Raw genomic sequence first — 19,058 nt, 5'->3', positions numbered from 1 at the left:
GAGGGGGCTTTTTTATGAAAAAAGATTTATTAAAAATCGATGACTTATCAAAAGATGATATTTTAGATATTCTAAATACTGCAGACCAATTAAAGTATGAGCACAAACATAACATCCCACATGAGCACTTAAAAGGGAAAAGTCTTGGAATGATTTTTGAAAAAAGTTCAACAAGGACTAGAGTATCCTTCGAAGTTGGAATGTATCAGCTTGGTGGCAATGCACTATTTTTAAGCAGTAGAGATCTACAAATTGGTAGAGGTGAACCTATAGAAGATACAGCTAGAGTATTATCAAGGTTCATTCAAGGGATAATGATAAGAACATACTCCCAAGAAGAAGTAGAAACCTTAGCCAAATATTCTTCTATTCCTATAATTAATGGGTTAACAGACTTAGAGCATCCATGTCAAGTACTTGCTGACTTAATGACTATTAGAGAATATAAAAATATACTAGAAGGTTTGAAAGTTGCTTATATTGGAGATGGTAACAATATAGCTCACTCCCTTATAATAGGCACTTTAAAAATTGGAATGAATATTTCAATCGCTTGTCCTAAAGGCTATATGCCTAAAGAAGAATATATAGCTCGTGGTAAAGAATTATCAGAATTAGAAGGTACTAAATTTATTATAACAACTTCCCCTGAGGAAGCTGTTATAGATGCTGATGTCGTAATAACTGATGTTTGGGCTAGTATGGGGCAGGAAGATGAGGCCAAAATACGAAAAGAAGCTTTTGTAGGCTTCCAAATAAATAAAAAATTAATGGAACTAGCAAAATCCAATGCACTTGTACTCCACTGTCTGCCAGCTCATCGTGGAGAAGAAATAACTGGTGACATAATTGATGAACACTCAAATGAAATCTTCGATGAATCTGAAAATAGACTACATGCTCAAAAAGCTGTTTTGCTAAAACTAATGAAAAACAATTACTAAAATTCTGAGAAGTTGTTTCTTTTTTAACAATTTGAAGTTATAATAAAGAGTGGTGGGAGAAATACATTATATATTTTTCCCAAATATATTCACAATAATTGGAGGTTTAGTTATGTTAGTTTCAGCTAAAGAAATGTTAAACAAGGCTAGAGATGGGAAATATGCTGTAGGTCAATTTAACATTAATAACTTAGAATGGACTAAAGCCGTTCTATTAACTGCACAAGAAAACAATTCACCAGTTATCCTTGGAGTTTCAGAAGGTGCTGGAAAGTATATGGGTGGTTACCATGCAATCGTAGGTATGGTTAACGGATTACTTCAAGATTTAAAAATAACAGTTCCTGTAGCATTACACTTAGATCACGGTAGCTTTGATGGAGCTTATGCTTGTATTGAAGCTGGATTCTCATCAGTAATGTTTGATGGATCTCACTATTCAATAGAAGAAAATATCGAAAAAAGTAAGAAGCTTATTGCTGACGCTTCAGCTAAGGGAATCTCAGTTGAATGTGAAGTTGGTTCAATAGGTGGAGAAGAAGATGGAGTTGTTGGTGCTGGTGAAATTGCTGATGCAAATGAATGTAAGCAAATCGCTGATTTAGGAGTTACAATGTTAGCTGCTGGTATCGGTAATATCCACGGACAATATCCTTCAAACTGGGCTGGTTTAGCATTTGATGCTTTAGAAAACATTAAGAATACTGTTGGAGAAATGCCATTAGTACTTCACGGTGGTACTGGAATTCCAGAAGATATGATTAAGAAAGCTATCTCTCTTGGAGTTGCTAAAATCAACGTTAACACTGAATGTCAATTATCATTTGCTGCAGCTACAAGAAAGTATGTTGAAGCTGGTAAGGACTTAGAAGGTAAGGGATTTGACCCTAGAAAACTTCTTGCTCCAGGATTTGAAGCTATAAAGGCTACTGTAAAAGAAAAGATGGAACTTTTCGGTTCAGTTAACAAAGCTTAATTTCTGTTAACTAAACAAATTATTTTTTACAATAAAAACACAGCATTCATTATAATATGTATGCTGTGTTTCTTTAATTTACTTACTTATCTTTCTTATTCTCCTTATTATTTCCTTTTTCTGTATTTCCTTGAGAACCTTGAGACTTGTTTTCTGACTTCTTTTCCTCTGCCTTATTTACATTTTCTTTTGCTGGAGTAGTGCTTGTTTCTTTATTTTTATTAACTTTTTCTTTAACCTCTTTATTTTCATTTTTTTCTTTAACTGAATTCATTGAATTTGTTGAGTTCGTTAATTCACTTTGAGTAGCTTCACTTTCTCCTTGTTGCTCTTGATCTTCTGTATTAGTAGCAGTTCCTTCAGTCTTAACCCTTTGCTCTTCCTTATTGGCTTTAGTTGCTTTCATTATATCTTTTACGGGTTTATTAAGCCATTCTTCAATTGATATATCGTCTGGATTTGCTGCACTCTTTTGTAGTTTTTCAACTAAATTTAATTTTCCAGGTGTAACACCTAATTCTCTAGCTTCTAAAACTCTTTCTCTTCCAACACTAAGAGCTTCTACTTCAGCATTTAAATTATTCTCTTCAAGGGTTTTTTCAGCATCTGTTTTTAATTCATCTGCTAACTTCTCAGCATCAGATGCATTTTTCTCATCTTCGCTAGATGTAGAAATTACAATTCCTCCAGCTTCTTCTGTAATATATCCTTGCTCCGCAATTTCAGAAACAGTATTTTTTATAGCTTCATCAATAGTTTTATTCTCAACATCAATATTATTAATTATTTCTTGTCCATCATCATTAACAGCATTAACATCAATAACCCTGTCTAAGGCATTAACTGTGTATTCTATTGATGGATTTACATCAAGACTTACGTAAGCATATGGTTTATTATATGCATAAACTCCGCTCGCTCCAGTTAAGAAAACAATTAATCCTGCTGCAACTGCAACTATTTTTATCTTTGACTTTTTCACAATGCTTCTCTTCATTTGAATTTCCTCCCCGATTTGGTAATTATCATTTTTCACTTTGATTATGCTACCATTATCAGAAAGTACAACTGCATTTTTATTCTTAATTTCTACAACTATACATTTCATTTATGTTAACTCCCTTCTGATAAAACGCATATAACTAGCAAGGTGTGGATAATCTCCGGACATTATCACAACTGCTGCTATTATATACTTTCGATGCCTCTCCAGAACTTTTCGGGGTACTTTTATATTTTTTTCAATATTTTTTATAGGAAGTTTTCCACATTCAATAAGTTCATTATATACAATTTCATTTTTTATTATATATGCTACTGCTTTGGCACAAGTATACTTGGTTTTTTCTGATTTTGGCGAAACTTTAATTAAGTCATGAAAAGAAAATCCATATAAATTTAATTTTTCTGTGACTTCTTCAATTTCCAGTTTGGCAGAACTTTCAATTGAAGTTTCTGAAAGTTTTTTTACAATTTCATAATTAATCTTTTCATCCTCTTCATCAAATTGTGAGTTACCTTGAAAAACATATGAATCTACTGAAATTTCATTCTTAGATCTAGATTCTTTTCTTATATAATCAATTATTCGCCTCTTAATAACTAATTCAGCTAAACTATAAAAACTACCTTTTTCAATTTTATAATTTCTTATCGCTTCGTTAAAAGCATTTAACGCAATAGACCATTCATCATCATTTTTAGTTATATACTTACTTGTAACCTTTGAAGCCATTTTAATTATAAAAAATTCATTATCAGTAATTAATCTTTCATGTATTCGTTCATCTTCCTGAGCCTTAATAACTAATTCATCAAACTCTCTCAAAAACTTCACCTATTTCTATTATTAATTCTTCCTTTGTTAAACATAATCTATTTTTCTATATAATTTATAACATGCTTGATTATCATATTAATACTTCCATCACCATTGCGCTGAATTTCAAACTTACTATTATCATGATATGTTTCCTGATTTATATACAAATCTATTTCCTTATCAATCTTTAATCTTACTCTTTTTAACTTTTTCTCTACCCATGTTTTATCCACATTCACATTTTCATTTAGCCCTTGTCCTTTAACAAAAATTGAGAAATCTTCTTTAGCTTGAAGTTCTCCCTCAAATAATTTATCTCCAAACAATTCAGTTGAAAGTTCATCTATATTAACTGTGTCTTCCTCCTTAAGTTTACTCTTCACAGCTGTTCTAATTAATTCTGCTTTAACCGCATCATTAGCATAATTCTTTCTAGTCCAATTTTCCGTTGCCTTTAAAAAAGTTTTAGTCATATCCCGTTCATTGGTTATTATAGAACAACCTAAGAAACTACTTACAAAGTAATTAGCTCCATAATCTTCTTCATCTTTACTCTTTTTTTGTTTATCTAATACCATCAAATTATATGTATCTTCTTCTTTTATTGGCCTAATGAAAGCTGCTTTTTGTATCTTTTGGCTGCTTCCTGGAAGTCCAGCTGACTGAGGCACTATCCCTATTCCTATTTTATCTCCAACGAAATCTACTTGATGAGTAAAATTTCTTACATAATCCATCTTAAGAATAGCTATCATAGGCCCTTGATCAGTTATAATTGATGCTACAATTAAATCACAAGAAGGTATATTTACGTTGCCCTTCATAATTAAAAATAATTGTCTAGCTAATTCCTTAGATAATTTTATCAAATCATTATCTATCCCATTCAAATAATCTTGAACTATCTCCTTTGCTATATTTCTTTCAGAATTAAATACAGCATATTTTAATTCTTCATCTTTTAAGCATTTTTCCATATGCTTAAATAGAAACTTATATGTATCTTCATCTAATTGTAAATTATATTCATTTAATATAGGTTCTTCTCCATTAGAGTCTAATATATGTATAACTGCTTCACTTATATTTATATCACTAATATAATCCACTTTTCTTCACCTCATATTTTATTACATATCTTATTTTATCATTAAACTGACTAAAAAATAAACTAGCGTTAAATCATAATCATCTTTTACTAAAATAAAAAATCAGCCATAAGGCTGATTTTAATAATCTGAGCTGGAAACTAACTTTGCACATACAAGTAATCTTCCATCATCAACATCATAATCACAAGTTGATAAAGTTATTATTTTGTCTTCCTGTGTAAATTTAGCTCTTCCTAAATCAAACATTGATTTTTCTTTTAATTTATTAGTATAAGCTACATATTCATCATAAGACGAAAACCTATCTTGATATGACTCATTATTAGCTTTCTCAAAAAATACTGAAAAAACTTCATACTGTAGCAATTTATCTTTTGTATTTATATAAATAAAGGTATCTTTTGAAAATGATTCTTCTTTGAACTTCATCAAATCTGCAAACATGCTTCCATCTTTCATATGATGTCCATGAATTATCGTATTCTTATCAATAAAAGGCTGAGTATTATTTGATGAAATAAATATTGAACCACCACTATTCTCTTCTTTCTTGAAGTTATGATTCAGATAGTAATCATTATTATTAGTTTGAGCTAAAGGATAACTGATATTTGTACCAGGTATATAAATCCATCCTTTAAAATCATTATTCATTTCATACAACTTTTGATAATCTTCTGCCTTAAATTTAAACTTCTCTCCACCATTTTCATCAATCTTTTCTGGAGAATATTCCCTGACCTCATCATATGCCTTAGAGTTATTATGATATCCACTCCATATATTGTACAACTTATAAGCACACACTATAAAAACAATTAGCGAAATAGAAAATATAACTTTCCTAATTATTTCTTTTACCGATAACTTTCCCCCCATAGTAATCTATACCTTAACCTAACTCTAATGCTATTTCCATCATTTGAGTAAAAGTAGTTTCTCTCTCTTCTGGAGTAGTTTCTTCGCCCTTAAACACATGATCTGATATTGTAAGTATTGCTAAAGCTTCGACTCCATATTTAGCTGCCACAGTATATAATTCAGCAGTTTCCATTTCCACAGCTAGACATCCATAATCTGCCCATAACTTAATAGATCCATTTGTATCATCATAAAATAAATCTGAAGATAACACATTTCCTACTTTGACATTAGCTCCTTTTTCTATTCCTTTATTGTAAGCTTTTAATAGTAATTCAAAATTTGCAGTAGGTGCATAATCCATACCATTAAATCTTCTCTTATTAATTCCTGAATTTGTTGAAGCACTTTGTGCTAATACAATATCTCTAACATTAACATTATCATTTAACGAACCTGCTGACCCTATTCTAATTAATCTCTTTGCCCCGTAAAATCTTATTAATTCATTAACATAAATTGAATGAGATGGAAGTCCCATACCTGTACCCTGTACTGATATTCTCTTTCCTTTGTATGTTCCTGTATATCCGTACATTCCTCTTACTGTATTATAACATTTAGCATCTTCTAAATAATTCTCCGCTATATATTTTGCTCTCATAGGATCTCCTGGTAAAAGTACTGTTTCTGCTATAGATCCTTCCTCTGCCATTATGTGTAAATGTTTAGCCATAATTATTTCCTCCTATTGTTTTTTACTTAATATAACAAAACTTTATATAACTCCATTATACTAATTGTATTTATCAAATAAAAGGGTAAAATAATTTTATATATCTATTTGTGGTATAATAAACTAATCATATTTTAAACTTTAGGAGATAAAATAATATGAATGAACTAGAAACAAGAATAATTAAAATTGATGTTGCACATATTAGACACATACTTCTAGAAAGTGGTGCAAAAAAAGTTAAAGAAGAAAATCAAACTAATGATATCTATGATTTTGAAGATGGGCGTCTGTTAAATAATAAAGGCTACGCTAGAATAAGAACTATAGATGACCTACTAAATAAAAGAGAAATATATTTTATGACCACAAAAAAGCTCTTATCTCAAGGTCGTTTTAAGGAAATGGAAGAAAATGAAGTTATAGTAGACAATAAAATTGCTGCTGAAGGTATTTATACATCTCTTGGCTTAGTACTTAAGCAATCTATAAAAAAATATAGAGAAAGCTATGAGTTAGAAGATGGCTTAGTAGAAATAGATATAAACGATACTACCTTTTGCCCATTTCCATACATTGAAATAGAAACAGATTCTGAAGAAAAGCTTGAAAGAATTGTTAAATTGCTTGGATATAATATGGAAGATACAACTTCTAAGACAATCTATGAATTGATAGAAGAAAACAAATAAAAAAAGGTGGCTAATCCACCTTTTTTATTTATTTTGCTATTCTTCCTTCTGCTATCCCACATTGAAGATAATGATCAAAATATGCTTTATTATCTCCTCCAAATGCCTTTTCCAAATCCTTATAATTTTTCTTATATACCTTTATATTGAAATCTTCACTTCCAACTCTGCCTTCTTTCATTCCAGATACTAAGAAATGATTTATAACTCCATTATGATCATTTCCGTAAAAATTTGCTACATCTGGATTATTCTTAATATAATATGCCATATCAAATACAGGTGAAAGTTTTCTATTTTCCTTATAACCATCACTTAAGAAATGATCATATGCAGCTTGGTAATTATCTTTTCCAAAAGCAACTATAAGATCAAGGCTCTTGCTTAAATAGTATCTTACATCAAATACTTCTGATGCTCCACGTCCTTCTTTTATTCCATTACTATAAAAATGATTACTAAATTGATTAACATCATGCCCAAAAGTATCTCTTAAATCTTTATACTTATCATGATATAGATTTGCATTGAATAATAAATTTTCAAGACTAGATCTAATAGGAGTTTCTATTATTCTCCTATCCCTCCAGAACTTCTAAATTGGCGATATTTTTACTACATCTCCTGTTTCAGGTGCATGTATCATTTGTCCACATTACCAACGTAAATGCCTACATGTCAAGCATGTGGAAACACTAAATCTCCAGGTTGTAGTTCACTTTGCGATACCTCTCTACCTTCCTTAACTTGTGCATATGTATCTCGGCCAATATCAATATTAGCTACTTTTTTATATACATATAATGCAAGCCCTGAACAGTCAAACCTATCAGGCCCTGTTTCTCCATATACATATGGTTTTTCTAAATGATTCATTGCTTCATTTACAATAGCTTGTCCACTAATTGGAGCTGCATCAGCCACAATAGAGCTCCCTAGTATAGTTGTTATTACCATTAAAATTAATAGCATAAAACTTAAAAACATTTTTATACTTTTTTTATTTTTTGACATATTTATCCCTCTATCTAACATTTGCATTATATTATAGATAAATTAGTCAATTTAGGTTTAATATTGTATTTTATATATTAAAATGAATTATATATTTTAATACTATATATTTGCCAAATCCTAAGAGTTCTTTGAAATTTTCTTGAAAAAAATAAAAAAGTGGCAATGCCACTTTTAAAATTTTTAATGGAGATTTATAATTTCTCTCTTCGTATAGTTGATTTTCTAAAAAACTCCATAAGTTTCTCTTTATCATCATCGTATATGGCTTTCTTTATCAAATCTAACTCTAACTCAAAATTATTTATTGCTTTCAACAAATTGTTCTTATTTCCCAGGAAAAGTTCACTCCAAAGTTCTTCATTTATATTAGCTATACGAGTTAAATCTCTGTAACTATCCCCAATAAAACTACCAGTATCTCTGTTTTCTTCATCACTATTAATAAGAGCAACAGCCATAGCATGTGGCAGTTGTGAGGTAAACCCTATCATTTCATCATGAAATTCTGGTGTTATTCTACGTACTATTTTAAACCCTATTTCCCTGGCTAAATTCTCTACAACTTTAATGTTTTTCTCTTTATTTCTTTCAATAGGAGTTATTATATAATTTGCATTTTGAAATACTTTATCTGTAGCAAAATCGATACCTTTTTTTTCTCTACCAGCCATAGGATGTCCAAAAACAAAGTCAATCTCTTCTGGCAAAATATTCATTATATCTTTAATAAACATTCCTTTTATCCCAGTTGCATCAGTTATTATAGAGCCTTTTTTAAAATTGTCTCTATTTTTCTCAATAAACCTTGCTACAAGCTTTGGATAAATAGATAAAATTATCAAATCTGCTTTTTCGAAAAATTTTTCTCCTGAAGTACATCCAGCTTTAATTATCCCAAGAGTTTCAGCCTTTTTCAAAGTTTTTTCATCAACATCAACCCCATAAACATCTTTGTAGCCAACTTTATTAAGTGCCATAGCAAACGAGCCACCAATTACTCCAAGTCCTACAATTACAATATTCATGCCGTTCCCCCTAAATCTCTTTAGATTCAAGTTTTGCAAGAACTTTAATCTTTTCCATCAAACTTCTAAAGTTTTCTGGTTTTATTGATTGTTGTCCATCACTTAATGCATTTTCCGGATCATTATGAACTTCTATCATAAGCCCATCAGCTCCAGCCACTATCGCAGCTTTTGCCATTGGTTCTACCAAGTACCAGTATCCTCCAGCGTGACTTGGATCTATTATTATTGGTAAATGGGATAATCTCTTAACAACTGGAATTGCGCTTAAATCCAATGTATTTCTTGTATAAGGTTCAAAGGTTCTTATTCCTCTTTCACAAAGAATAACATTTTCATTTCCACCTGCCATTATATATTCAGCTGACATCAACCATTCTTCAATAGTTGCAGATAATCCACGTTTTAGAAGAATTGGTTTGTCTGTCTTACCTATTTGTTTTAATAGATCAAAGTTTTGCATATTTCTTGCACCTATCTGGATCACATCAACATTTTCTACAAAATCATCTATATAATCTGTTGACATAAGCTCAGTTACTATTTGAAGCCCTGTTTCCTTTTTAGCTAATTTTAATAATTTTAATCCTTCAAGTTCTAACCCTTGGAAACTATATGGCGAGGTTCTAGGTTTAAATGCTCCACCTCTTAAGAAATTACCACCTGATGCTTTAACACTCTTTGCTACTTCTATAATCTGTTCTTCTGATTCAACTGAGCAAGGTCCAGCCATGATTCCTAAATTTTTACCACCAATTTTAACCCCATTTACATCAACTATTGTTGGTTCTTGCTTAAATAACTTATTAGCCTTTTTGAAAGGTTCTTGCACCTTTAACACCTTATCAACTCCATCTATTCTTAAAAGTTTGCTAGGATCTAATACAGATGTATCTCCAATACAACCAATTATAAAATTGGTCATACCCTTTGAAAGGTTTATTTTCAATCCCTTTCCTTCAACTATACTAATTACCTTTTTAATTTGTTCTTCCTCAGTTTTTGGTTTCATAATAATAATCATTACATATCCTCCTGTACTAATAAATTTTTTTCTTCTATCCTACTGTCCTAAAATAATATATAGTAAAAACTCTTCTAGAGTTTCACTCCTAAATCATTAATCTATTCATAAGTTCTTCTTTACACCTATTAACAACATCATTTATAGATCCGACATTTTTTACTATAATATCAGCTGCTCCATTATAAAGTTTATATCTCTCATCGTATAATTCATATAGTTTAAATGTACCATCCTTTAATAATGGTCTAGTGCTAACATTAACATCTTGAACTATTTCTTCTACAGGTCTATCAATAAATAAAATTATACAATCTTTTTTTAATATGTCTATGTTTTTACCAGTTTTTACAACCCCACCACCTGAAGCTATAACCGCTTTTTTTGTTTTAGCTAACTCTAGGCAGGATTCTGTCTCCCACTTTCTAAAGACATCTTCTCCTTCTTTAAATAACTGTGCTATAGTCTTATTGGAAATTTTTTGGATATGTTCATCCATATCATAAAAATTATAATTAAGTTTCTCTGAAAGATATTTCCCTAAAGTACTTTTACCACAGCCTGGCATACCAATTAAAATCACCTTATCTTTTATTGACATCATATAAGTTATTCCCCCTATTTAAACTTATTTTCTATTTCCTCATAAATTTTATTTAATACTTTCATGTCAATATTTCTATCAAGCCACAATTCCTCAGCTTTAACAGCTTGCCCAACTAGCATATATAAACCACCACAAGTTTTCTTTCCAAGTTCTTGTCCAAGTCTCATAAATTCAGTTGTTTCAGGATTGTATACTATATCTACTAAAGTATCATATTTTTTCAATATATCCTTAGTTACCGGTGATACCCCTACATTAGGATACATTCCTACAGGCGTAGTATTTATTATAATATCTCCATGAATATCCTTTAATTCAGCATAATCTATCAATTTCATCTTAGGATTTATCTTAATATCTTTATTTTTATCCCTACTTACTAAATAAATATTCTTAGCTTCTTCATCCATAAGATATGTAGCTACAGCTTTTGAAGCTCCACCAGTGCCTAAAATCACACAACTTTTACCCTTTACTTCTATATTATTTATTGAAAGCATACTACCAAATCCAAAATAATCAGTATTATATCCATATAACTTTCCATTCTTAAACAATATAGTATTTATAGCTCCAATTGCCTGAGCTTCTTTAGATATTTCATCAAGTTGATCCATTACTACTTCTTTATATGGTATAGTTACATTAACCCCTTTTATCTTTAATAACTTAATAGCTTCACCAAGTTTTCCTATATCTTCATTAGAAATCTCAAAAAGTTTATAAGCTCCTTCTACATTTAACAGCTCATATATTCTATTATTTATTTCTGGAGAAAGACTATGGGATAATCTTGCCCCAACCAAACCATAAAACTCCATGATTCTCCCCCTTAATTTATTCTTTTCTCATAAGCCCCTAATAATTTAAAATATGCAGAATTTCTTTCTATGAGTTTTAAAGCACTAATTACTTCTTCGCTCTCTATATCCCCTTCAAAATCTACATATAAAAAGTATTTCCATGAACTATCCTTCATAGGTCTTGATTCAATCTTAATCATATTTATATTATTTTCTGCAAAATGTCTAAGTAATCTATATAATGTTCCAGCTTCATTTTCAAGTGAAAACATTACACTTACTTTATTTGAATTTTGAACTATATTTAGTTTTTTAGATATAATAATAAATCTTGTGTAATTATCCTTTTGATTATTTATACACTCTTTTATTATTTCTAGTCCATAAATCTTTGCTGCTCTTTTACTTGCAATTGCAGCTTTTGTCGTATCTGAAAGATCTTTTATAAGTTTTGCACTTGTTGCCGTATTATGAAACGGAATCATTTTCCAATGTTGATGTTTCTTTAAAAAATCACTACTTTGTTCAATTCCTTGAGGATGTGAATATATTTCGGTTATTTCTTCAACCTTAGTCCCTTTAATACCAACTAAATTTTGATCTATCCTTATGCACTCTTCTCCTACAATATAAAAACCGTAGTTTCTTAAAAGATCATAATTCTCAGAAATAGCCCCTGTTGATGAATTTTCAATTGGAACTATACCATATTCAACTTGGCCTAGCCCTATTGCCTTAAATACATCATCAAACCCTTCATAAGAAATTCTATTGCTATTGTCGCCAAAAAACTTTATAGCAGCTTCCTCTGTAAAAGAGCCATTTACACCAGGAAATCCAATCTTCTTATTCTTATCTATCTCAGATTTTTTTACTGCTATTTCTGATAACTTTTTAACATCTTCTATCATCCTTCTTTGTAGCCCTTTTCCAATTTCCATAACAACATTGAAAAACTTAACTATTTCATCTGAATAATTTTTGTTTTGTAGATTTTTTATAGCCTTTTCTAACACCATATCTTCTCTATTCCTATGAAATATTTCAATATTATTTTCTTTTTTGTACTCTGCAACCTTAAGAACCATATTCATTCTTTTTTCAAATAAAATAGCTAATTCTTTATCAATATTATCTATTTCTTTCCTATAGTCTTCTAAATCTGCCATCCATATCTCTCCTTTATTAAATCAAGTATTCCGATAGCTGTTATGGCTTCTACAACTGGGACTGCTCTTTGGACTATGCATGGATCATGTCTTCCTTCAATAATTAATGTATCCTCTTTTTCCTCTTTAATATTTACTGTATCTTGCTGTTTTGATATTGATGGAGTTGGTTTTATGGCTACCTTAAATATTATTGGCATACCACTTGTTATTCCCCCCAATATTCCCCCATTATTATTGCTTCTAGTTCTTACGCTATCTCCTTCATAGTAAAAGTCATCATTACTCTCAGATCCATAAACTTCAGTTATTCCGAAACCTAAACCAAACTCAACTCCCTTTACTGCCGGTACTGAAAATAGAAGATGTGATAATATAGATTCTACAGAATCAAAGAATGGATTTCCTATACCTGGCTCTATACCAACTACAGCACATTCTATTGTTCCTCCTACAGAATCACCTTTTTTCTTTGCATCTAATATAGTTTTTCTAATTTCCTCTTCTTTAGATCTATCAACTAATGGCAATTCTTCTGTACTAAAACTTTGAAGATCTTCCTTGGATATACTTGTGTAATTAAAACTTTTATCTTTTACATTTTTTATACTATTTATATGTGCACCTATTTCTATTCCCTTTAATGCTAATACTTGCTTACATACTGCACCAGCAAATACTAATGGAGCTGTTATCCTTCCCGAAAAATGTCCTCCACCTCTATAATCATTAAATCCACCATATCTTATAGCTCCAGTATAATCTGCATGCCCTGGTCTCATTAAATCTTTAAGTTTTCCATAATCTTTTGAACGAGTATCAACATTTCTAATAACAGCGCATAGCGGAGTGCCTGTTGTTTTACCCTCAAAATATCCACTTAAAATCTCTGGAACATCACTTTCTTTCCTAGCTGTGGATAAATTATTTCTACCTGGGGCTCTCCTCTTCATTTCTTTATCAATTTTGCATAAATCTAAATCTATTCCTGAAGGAAGTCCATCTATAGTAACTCCAATAGCATTTCCATGAGACTCCCCAAATATGGATATCTTTAAATTATTTCCCCACATTCCACTCATCAAAACATCCTCCTAACATCTTAAAATCATCAAAAAAATGTGGATAAGATTTAGATACGCATTCATAATCCTTTATAATTATTGGATCTTTACATATAGTTGATGCAATTGCTAGTGTCATTGCTATTCTATGATCCTTATGGCTCCATACCTCTATGCCACCACTAAGTTCATCTATACCATCTATAACTAACCCATCCTCTTTTTCACAAATCTTTGCACCTAACTTATTTAATTCTAACTTAACAGCCTTTAATCTATCGCATTCCTTTATTCTAAGTCTTTCGGCATTAATTATCTCAGTTCTACCTTTACTTAAAGATGCAACTAATGCCAATACTGGAATTATGTCAGGGCATTGTGCCGCATCTATTAAAGTACTATTTAATTCATTACCTTTAGCAACAAAACCGTCCTCTCCTTTAGCTATAGATGCTCCCATTCTAGAAAGTATATCTACTACCTCTCTGTCTCCTTGAAGGGAATCTTCTTTAAGATCTACTACCTTTACATCTGATCCTAATGCATCTGCCGATAAGAAAAAGGCTCCTTGTGAATAATCCCCCTCGACTCTATAGTTCTGGCTTTTATACTTTTGATTACCTCTTATAACAAATTCCTTATAATCATTATTAACAATTTCTATTCCAAAATCTTTAATTGCAGATAATGTTAAATCTAAATATCCTTTAGATTCTAATTCTGTTGTTATAATTATTTTTGAATTTCCTTCTAAAAGAGGTAGAGAGAACATTAGCCCTGTTATAAATTGAGAGCTTATATTTCCTTTAACTCTAAATTCTCCAGACTTTAGCAATCCAGATGTAACTAAGTCAAGAACATCTTCTTTATAGGTGTAATTAATACCTTGTTCATCAAACATTTCATAGTAAGTATCTAATGGACGTTTCCCAAGATTTCCTTTTCCAACAAATCTAGTGACACCTTCAAATGCTAAGGCAATCGGAACTAAAAATCTTAATGTTGAGCCAGATTCATTGCAATCTATAACTCTTTCGTATTCTCTTGATGATAAAATATCCTTTGAATTAATCCCTTTTACTTCTATAGAATCTTCTGATATGTTATTTATTATTGCTCCAAGAGCCCTCATAGCTTCAATTGTAGCTATAATATCATCTGAAAAATCTATATTAGATATCTTACTTATTCCATCTCCTAAAGCTGCACATATTACAGCTCTATGAGCCATACTCTTCGATGGTGGTATTTTCACTTTTCCATTAAGTTTATTCGGATATATCTTTATACTCCCCATTAATTCACCTCCTTAAAAAAATCAGGTGTTGTATCATATATAATACTTTCTCCAATATCTTTTAGTAGTATTATCTTTAATTTGTCCCCAAGATTCTTTTTATCTAACGCTATAGTATCTACTATTTTTTCATTATGCTCTATATTAATCTCATATGGTAATTGATAATTTACCAAAATCTCCTTAATCCTATCTGAAACTCCAATTTTAGTTATCCCCTGCTTTTCACCTAAAATTGAAATATTATACATACCTATAGAAACAGCTTCTCCATGACTAAATCCTGTAAAGTTATAGAAAGTTTCTACCGCATGCCCTAATGTATGTCCAAAATTTAGTAACATCCTCTCTCCAAGATCTTTTTCATCTTTTTCTACTACATCTTTTTTAATAGAACAACATGTATAAATTATATCTTCTATGCTATTCATAACTTCTTTCCTATCTTTCAAGGTTATTAACATATCAAATAATTTTTTATCTTTAATACATCCATATTTAATCACTTCACCCATACCATCTCTATAAAACTTTTCAGGTAATGTACTAAGTACTTCTGGATCTATGAAAACAGCTTTTGGCTGATAAAAACTTCCTACAAGATTTTTTCCTCTTTCAAGGTCAACAGCTACTTTTCCTCCAACAGAACTATCTACCTGAGCTAATAAAGATGTTGGTACTTGTATAAAAGCTACCCCTCTTAAGAATGTGGAAGCTACAAAGCCCCCTAAATCTCCAATAACTCCACCACCTAAAGTTATTATGAGTTCCTTTCTGTTAAGCTTAAAATCAAGTAATTCATTATATATCTTAGGAAGAGTATTAAAAGACTTAGTCTCTTCACCTGGTTTTAATACCATAATCTTTGTATTAAACCCAGCACCTTCAAGAGACTCTTTAACTTTATCTCCATGATACTTATTTACATTTTCATCAGTTATAATAAATATCTTTTTCCCATTATAGATATTTTTTATCTTTCTACCAATTTTATTCAATATCCCTTTTTCAATAAAAATATTATAGCTATTCTCTTTTAGATCAACATATAATTTTCTTGCCATAGTTTAATCATTCCTTATATTAAATTTCTCTACCAATAGCCTTAGCTATTAACCTTAATTCTGTAACTAAATTGTTATATACGCTAGGCTTGATTGATTGTTGTCCATCACATAACGCATTTGCTGGATCATTGTGAACTTCTATAATTAATCCATCTGCACCAATTGCAATAGCTGCCTTTGCAAGTGGATCAACCATCCACCATTTTCCTGTAGCATGACTTGGGTCAATTATTATTGGTAGATGACTAAGTTTCTTAATAGCTGGAACAGCACTTAAGTCTAAGGTATTTCTTGTATAAGTTTCAAAGGTTCTTATTCCTCTTTCACAAAGAACTATATTTTCATTTCCCCCAGCCATAATATATTCAGCTGACATTAGCCATTCTTCTATAGTAGCTGACAATCCTCTCTTTAAAAGAATTGTTTTATTTGTTTTCCCTAGTTCTTTTAATAAATCAAAGTTTTGCATATTTCTTGCTCCAACTTGTATTACATCTACATCTTCAACAAACTTATCAATATCATATGGCGACATAATTTCAGTTACTATTGGAAGTCCTGTTTTCTCTTTCGCCTTCTTTAGTAATTCTAATCCTTCATACTTCAATCCTTGAAATGCATAAGGTGAAGTTCTCGGTTTAAAAGCACCACCTCTTAAGAAATTTGCCCCACTTTTCTTAACATCTTCAGCAATTGATGTAATTTGCTCTTCGCTTTCAACAGAACATGGTCCTGCAATCATTGCAATTTTATTACCACCAATTTTATTTCCATTTACATCTATAATTGATGGTTCAGGATGAAACATTCTATTAGCTTTTTTAAAAGGCTCTGCCACATGCATAACTTTTTCAACATTTCTGTTGGCTTCAATTTGTGTATGATCAATCTTGCTTGTATCTCCAACTAAGCCTAGTATTATTAGTTCTTTACCAATAACGGGATTAACCTTAACACCTTTTTTTTCAATCGCATCTGTAATGTTATCAATTTCTTTTTGTGTTGTTCCTTGTTTTAATATTACTATCATTTTTTATTGCCCCCTCTTTTTTTATATATTAAAAAAGAGAACTCACTAATGAGTTCTCTCAAATAATCATTTAAAACAATTTATTATACACTAATAACAACTATACACTCATTAGAAAGGATTTATTCTTTTTTTTGCAAAATAAATAGCCAGCGCTAAAATAAAAGCCCCAGAATATAAAGTAAAAAAAGCTATAAGATTTTGCTAATACTTCTTTAACCATTCCTTCCATAGTGTCCTCCATTATTAAATTTGTATATTTTCCCTTATTTTTTTATCCTTTTCTTATTATTATATCAATTTCACTAATATTGTCAATAATTTTTACTGTTTTTTATAAAATTGGAGAAAGTAATCTTACTAGTGATTCTTTTATTCTTGTACGTCTACTTCTTCCATCATGATTTTCTTTTGTTATTACTTTAGAATTTTCAATATCTATAAAAAACTGTCTTTCTAAATTTCTAGCTATCCTATCATCATAAATAAACGCATTAACCTCAAAGTTAAGTTTGAAGCTTCTGATATCCATATTAGCTGTTCCTACTGTAGAAACCTGTCCATCTACCACTATAGTTTTGGCATGAATAAAACCATTCTCATATTCATACACCTTCACTCCTAAATCTAATAGTTCTCCTATATATGAATTTGCTGCCCACTTCATAAATATATGATCTGGATTTGCTGGTATTATTATTCTCACATCTACTCCAGATAAAGCTGATAATTTTAATGCTTCAAGCACTGGTTCATCTGGAACAAAATATGGAGTTTCTAAAAAAATACTCTTTTTAGCATTATTAATCATTTTCAAATAACCGTGTTTAATATATTGTTCTTCGTGATCTGGTCCACTTGTTACTACTTGTATCCCTATATCTCCATCATTATACGTCTTCTCAGGATAAAAATTTTCAAAATTATCTATATTTTCTCCTGATGCATAACACCAATCTAATAGAAATCTATCAGTTAACTCATTAACTGCTTCTCCTTTAATTCTGATATGAGTATCTCTCCAAAAACCTATCTTCCTATCCTCATTAATGTATTCTTTGCCTACATTAAAGCCACCAATGTATCCATACTCACCATCTATTACCACAATCTTTCTATGATTTCTGTAATTAATACGTGTATTTATATGCGGCAACACCCCTGGAAAAAATATTTCAAACTTCCCTCCATTCTCAGTAAGTTTTTTCATAAGATTTTTTGTTAAAGTATATGATCCCATACTATCAACTAAAAATCTTACTTCCACTCCTTGAGCTGCTTTTTGCTCTAATATGTTTATTATCTTCTTTCCAATTGAATCTCTTCTAAATATATAATACTGAATATGAATGAATCTTTGTGCTTTTTTTAAATCTTTAATCAATTCTCTAAATTTGTCTTCACCATCATAATATATATCCACAGAATTTCCTGTAGTATACTTAGCTCCGCAATGATTATAATTCATCCTAATTAAATCTAGATATTCACTTGCTACATGATGTCTTTGCCCATCTTCCAAAATGCTTTTTGATAACTCTCTTCTCTTTACTGCATCATTAAAAGTTTTTTCCTTAAATAATTTTTCTCTACTTAAATTCTGACCAAGTAAAATATATATTATAAACCCTAAACCTGGCAGTATAATCATTATTAATAACCACGCCCAGGTTGTTGTTGGATCTTTTCTTTCGATAAAAATTAAAGATAAACAAAATGCTACATTTATTATCAGAAGTGCACCAATCAAAAATATTAAAAACATCATTCTTATTTTTCCTCCTAGGTGAATTATGATTACATAAAATTATA

Annotated in this window: 19 protein-coding genes and 1 pseudogene; 3 read left to right on the top strand and 17 right to left on the bottom strand. The window is 30.4% G+C overall.

The window, feature by feature from the left end:
* The first annotated feature begins 14 nt into the window (after positions 1-14).
* On the top strand, positions 15-944 hold the full coding sequence (argF, locus tag H9661_RS02815; RefSeq protein ID WP_191767674.1) for an ornithine carbamoyltransferase: 930 nt from the start codon (positions 15-17) through the stop codon (positions 942-944).
* 112 nt (positions 945-1,056) lie between these two features.
* Positions 1,057-1,920, top strand: coding sequence for a class II fructose-1,6-bisphosphate aldolase (gene fba / locus H9661_RS02810; protein ID WP_143316644.1), 864 nt, complete (start codon positions 1,057-1,059; stop codon positions 1,918-1,920).
* A gap of 82 nt (positions 1,921-2,002) precedes the next feature.
* On the opposite strand, the gene H9661_RS02805 is transcribed toward fba, so the two are convergent.
* The 5 genes from H9661_RS02805 to deoD all read right to left on the bottom strand — a co-directional run bounded on the left by H9661_RS02805 (position 2,003) and on the right by deoD (position 6,451).
* Positions 2,003-3,028, bottom strand: a complete 1,026-nt coding sequence (locus tag H9661_RS02805) for an anti-sigma factor domain-containing protein (RefSeq protein ID WP_191767673.1) — start codon at positions 3,026-3,028, stop codon at positions 2,003-2,005.
* Positions 3,029-3,748: an RNA polymerase sigma-I factor gene (sigI, locus tag H9661_RS02800; protein WP_191767672.1), complete on the bottom strand. Its 720-nt coding sequence runs from the start codon at positions 3,746-3,748 to the stop codon at positions 3,029-3,031. It abuts the gene before it with no gap.
* 47 nt (positions 3,749-3,795) lie between these two features.
* The gene (locus tag H9661_RS02795; RefSeq protein WP_191767671.1) at positions 3,796-4,851 is read right to left on the bottom strand and encodes a nucleoid-associated protein; all 1,056 of its coding nucleotides are present in this window, start codon (positions 4,849-4,851) and stop codon (positions 3,796-3,798) included.
* Between the two features lie 120 nt (positions 4,852-4,971).
* Positions 4,972-5,733 carry a class B sortase gene (gene srtB / locus H9661_RS02790; protein WP_191767670.1) on the bottom strand — a complete coding sequence of 254 codons (762 nt, stop codon included), beginning with the start codon at positions 5,731-5,733 and terminating at the stop codon, positions 4,972-4,974.
* A 13-nt stretch (positions 5,734-5,746) separates the two neighbouring features.
* Entirely contained in the window at positions 5,747-6,451 is a 705-nt protein-coding gene (gene deoD / locus H9661_RS02785) for a purine-nucleoside phosphorylase (RefSeq protein ID WP_191767669.1), read from the bottom strand.
* Positions 6,452-6,609: 158 nt separating this feature from the next.
* Between deoD and H9661_RS02780 the strand changes: the two genes are divergently transcribed.
* On the top strand, positions 6,610-7,143 hold the full coding sequence (locus tag H9661_RS02780) for a class IV adenylate cyclase (protein WP_143316638.1): 534 nt from the start codon (positions 6,610-6,612) through the stop codon (positions 7,141-7,143).
* Positions 7,144-7,171: 28 nt separating this feature from the next.
* Here the strand turns inward: H9661_RS02780 and H9661_RS02775 are convergent, their stop codons facing one another.
* The 12 genes and pseudogenes from H9661_RS02775 to cls form a co-directional block, all read right to left on the bottom strand.
* On the bottom strand, positions 7,172-7,414 hold the full coding sequence (locus H9661_RS02775; RefSeq protein WP_191767668.1) for a hypothetical protein: 243 nt from the start codon (positions 7,412-7,414) through the stop codon (positions 7,172-7,174).
* Between the two features lie 324 nt (positions 7,415-7,738).
* Positions 7,739-8,076, bottom strand: a pseudogene (locus tag H9661_RS19400) (C40 family peptidase); the annotation flags it as partial.
* Between the two features lie 275 nt (positions 8,077-8,351).
* Positions 8,352-9,185 carry a prephenate dehydrogenase gene (locus H9661_RS02765; RefSeq protein ID WP_191767667.1) on the bottom strand — a complete coding sequence of 278 codons (834 nt, stop codon included), beginning with the start codon at positions 9,183-9,185 and terminating at the stop codon, positions 8,352-8,354.
* A gap of 10 nt (positions 9,186-9,195) precedes the next feature.
* Entirely contained in the window at positions 9,196-10,209 is a 1,014-nt protein-coding gene (gene aroF / locus H9661_RS02760; RefSeq protein WP_191767666.1) for a 3-deoxy-7-phosphoheptulonate synthase, read from the bottom strand.
* Between the two features lie 88 nt (positions 10,210-10,297).
* Entirely contained in the window at positions 10,298-10,813 is a 516-nt protein-coding gene (locus H9661_RS02755; RefSeq protein WP_243240319.1) for a shikimate kinase, read from the bottom strand.
* Positions 10,814-10,827: 14 nt separating this feature from the next.
* The gene (aroE, locus tag H9661_RS02750) at positions 10,828-11,637 is read right to left on the bottom strand and encodes a shikimate dehydrogenase (RefSeq protein WP_143316634.1); all 810 of its coding nucleotides are present in this window, start codon (positions 11,635-11,637) and stop codon (positions 10,828-10,830) included.
* Positions 11,638-11,648: 11 nt separating this feature from the next.
* Positions 11,649-12,788: a prephenate dehydratase gene (gene pheA, locus H9661_RS02745; protein ID WP_191767665.1), complete on the bottom strand. Its 1,140-nt coding sequence runs from the start codon at positions 12,786-12,788 to the stop codon at positions 11,649-11,651.
* Positions 12,776-13,870: a chorismate synthase gene (aroC, locus tag H9661_RS02740; protein WP_191767664.1), complete on the bottom strand. Its 1,095-nt coding sequence runs from the start codon at positions 13,868-13,870 to the stop codon at positions 12,776-12,778. Before aroC ends, pheA begins: the two co-directional genes overlap by 13 nt.
* Positions 13,848-15,149: a 3-phosphoshikimate 1-carboxyvinyltransferase gene (gene aroA, locus H9661_RS02735; RefSeq protein ID WP_191767663.1), complete on the bottom strand. Its 1,302-nt coding sequence runs from the start codon at positions 15,147-15,149 to the stop codon at positions 13,848-13,850. The genes aroC and aroA overlap by 23 nt, the downstream gene beginning before the upstream one ends.
* A complete protein-coding gene (aroB, locus tag H9661_RS02730; protein ID WP_191767662.1) occupies positions 15,149-16,213 on the bottom strand; it encodes a 3-dehydroquinate synthase in 1,065 nt (354 codons plus the stop codon). The genes aroA and aroB overlap by 1 nt, the downstream gene beginning before the upstream one ends.
* Positions 16,214-16,232: 19 nt before the next feature.
* Positions 16,233-17,246 carry a 3-deoxy-7-phosphoheptulonate synthase gene (aroF, locus tag H9661_RS02725; RefSeq protein WP_143316630.1) on the bottom strand — a complete coding sequence of 338 codons (1,014 nt, stop codon included), beginning with the start codon at positions 17,244-17,246 and terminating at the stop codon, positions 16,233-16,235.
* Positions 17,247-17,580: 334 nt separating this feature from the next.
* Positions 17,581-19,011: a cardiolipin synthase gene (gene cls / locus H9661_RS02720; RefSeq protein ID WP_191767710.1), complete on the bottom strand. Its 1,431-nt coding sequence runs from the start codon at positions 19,009-19,011 to the stop codon at positions 17,581-17,583.
* Positions 19,012-19,058 lie beyond the last annotated feature (47 nt).

It is taken from the genome of Clostridium cibarium, from assembly GCF_014836335.1.
Taxonomy (GTDB): Bacteria; Bacillota; Clostridia; order Clostridiales; family Clostridiaceae; genus Clostridium; species Clostridium cibarium.
Note: the sequence above shows the minus strand (reverse complement) of the source record. Positions and strands in the feature narration are given on the sequence as shown.

Coding starts and splice junctions, on each gene's coding strand:
- argF (WP_191767674.1), top strand. CDS start 15: ATGAAAAAAGATTTATTAAAAATCGATGACTTATCAAAAGATGATATT.
- fba (WP_143316644.1), top strand. CDS start 1,057: ATGTTAGTTTCAGCTAAAGAAATGTTAAACAAGGCTAGAGATGGGAAA.
- H9661_RS02805 (WP_191767673.1), bottom strand. CDS start 3,028: ATGAAATGTATAGTTGTAGAAATTAAGAATAAAAATGCAGTTGTACTT.
- srtB (WP_191767670.1), bottom strand. CDS start 5,733: ATGGGGGGAAAGTTATCGGTAAAAGAAATAATTAGGAAAGTTATATTT.
- deoD (WP_191767669.1), bottom strand. CDS start 6,451: ATGGCTAAACATTTACACATAATGGCAGAGGAAGGATCTATAGCAGAA.
- H9661_RS02780 (WP_143316638.1), top strand. CDS start 6,610: ATGAATGAACTAGAAACAAGAATAATTAAAATTGATGTTGCACATATT.
- H9661_RS02775 (WP_191767668.1), bottom strand. CDS start 7,414: ATGGCATATTATATTAAGAATAATCCAGATGTAGCAAATTTTTACGGA.
- H9661_RS02765 (WP_191767667.1), bottom strand. CDS start 9,185: ATGAATATTGTAATTGTAGGACTTGGAGTAATTGGTGGCTCGTTTGCT.
- aroF (WP_191767666.1), bottom strand. CDS start 10,209: ATGATTATTATTATGAAACCAAAAACTGAGGAAGAACAAATTAAAAAG.
- H9661_RS02755 (WP_243240319.1), bottom strand. CDS start 10,813: ATGATGTCAATAAAAGATAAGGTGATTTTAATTGGTATGCCAGGCTGT.
- aroE (WP_143316634.1), bottom strand. CDS start 11,637: ATGGAGTTTTATGGTTTGGTTGGGGCAAGATTATCCCATAGTCTTTCT.
- pheA (WP_191767665.1), bottom strand. CDS start 12,788: ATGGCAGATTTAGAAGACTATAGGAAAGAAATAGATAATATTGATAAA.
- aroC (WP_191767664.1), bottom strand. CDS start 13,870: ATGAGTGGAATGTGGGGAAATAATTTAAAGATATCCATATTTGGGGAG.
- aroA (WP_191767663.1), bottom strand. CDS start 15,149: ATGGGGAGTATAAAGATATATCCGAATAAACTTAATGGAAAAGTGAAA.
- aroB (WP_191767662.1), bottom strand. CDS start 16,213: ATGGCAAGAAAATTATATGTTGATCTAAAAGAGAATAGCTATAATATT.
- aroF (WP_143316630.1), bottom strand. CDS start 17,246: ATGATAGTAATATTAAAACAAGGAACAACACAAAAAGAAATTGATAAC.
- cls (WP_191767710.1), bottom strand. CDS start 19,011: ATGTTTTTAATATTTTTGATTGGTGCACTTCTGATAATAAATGTAGCA.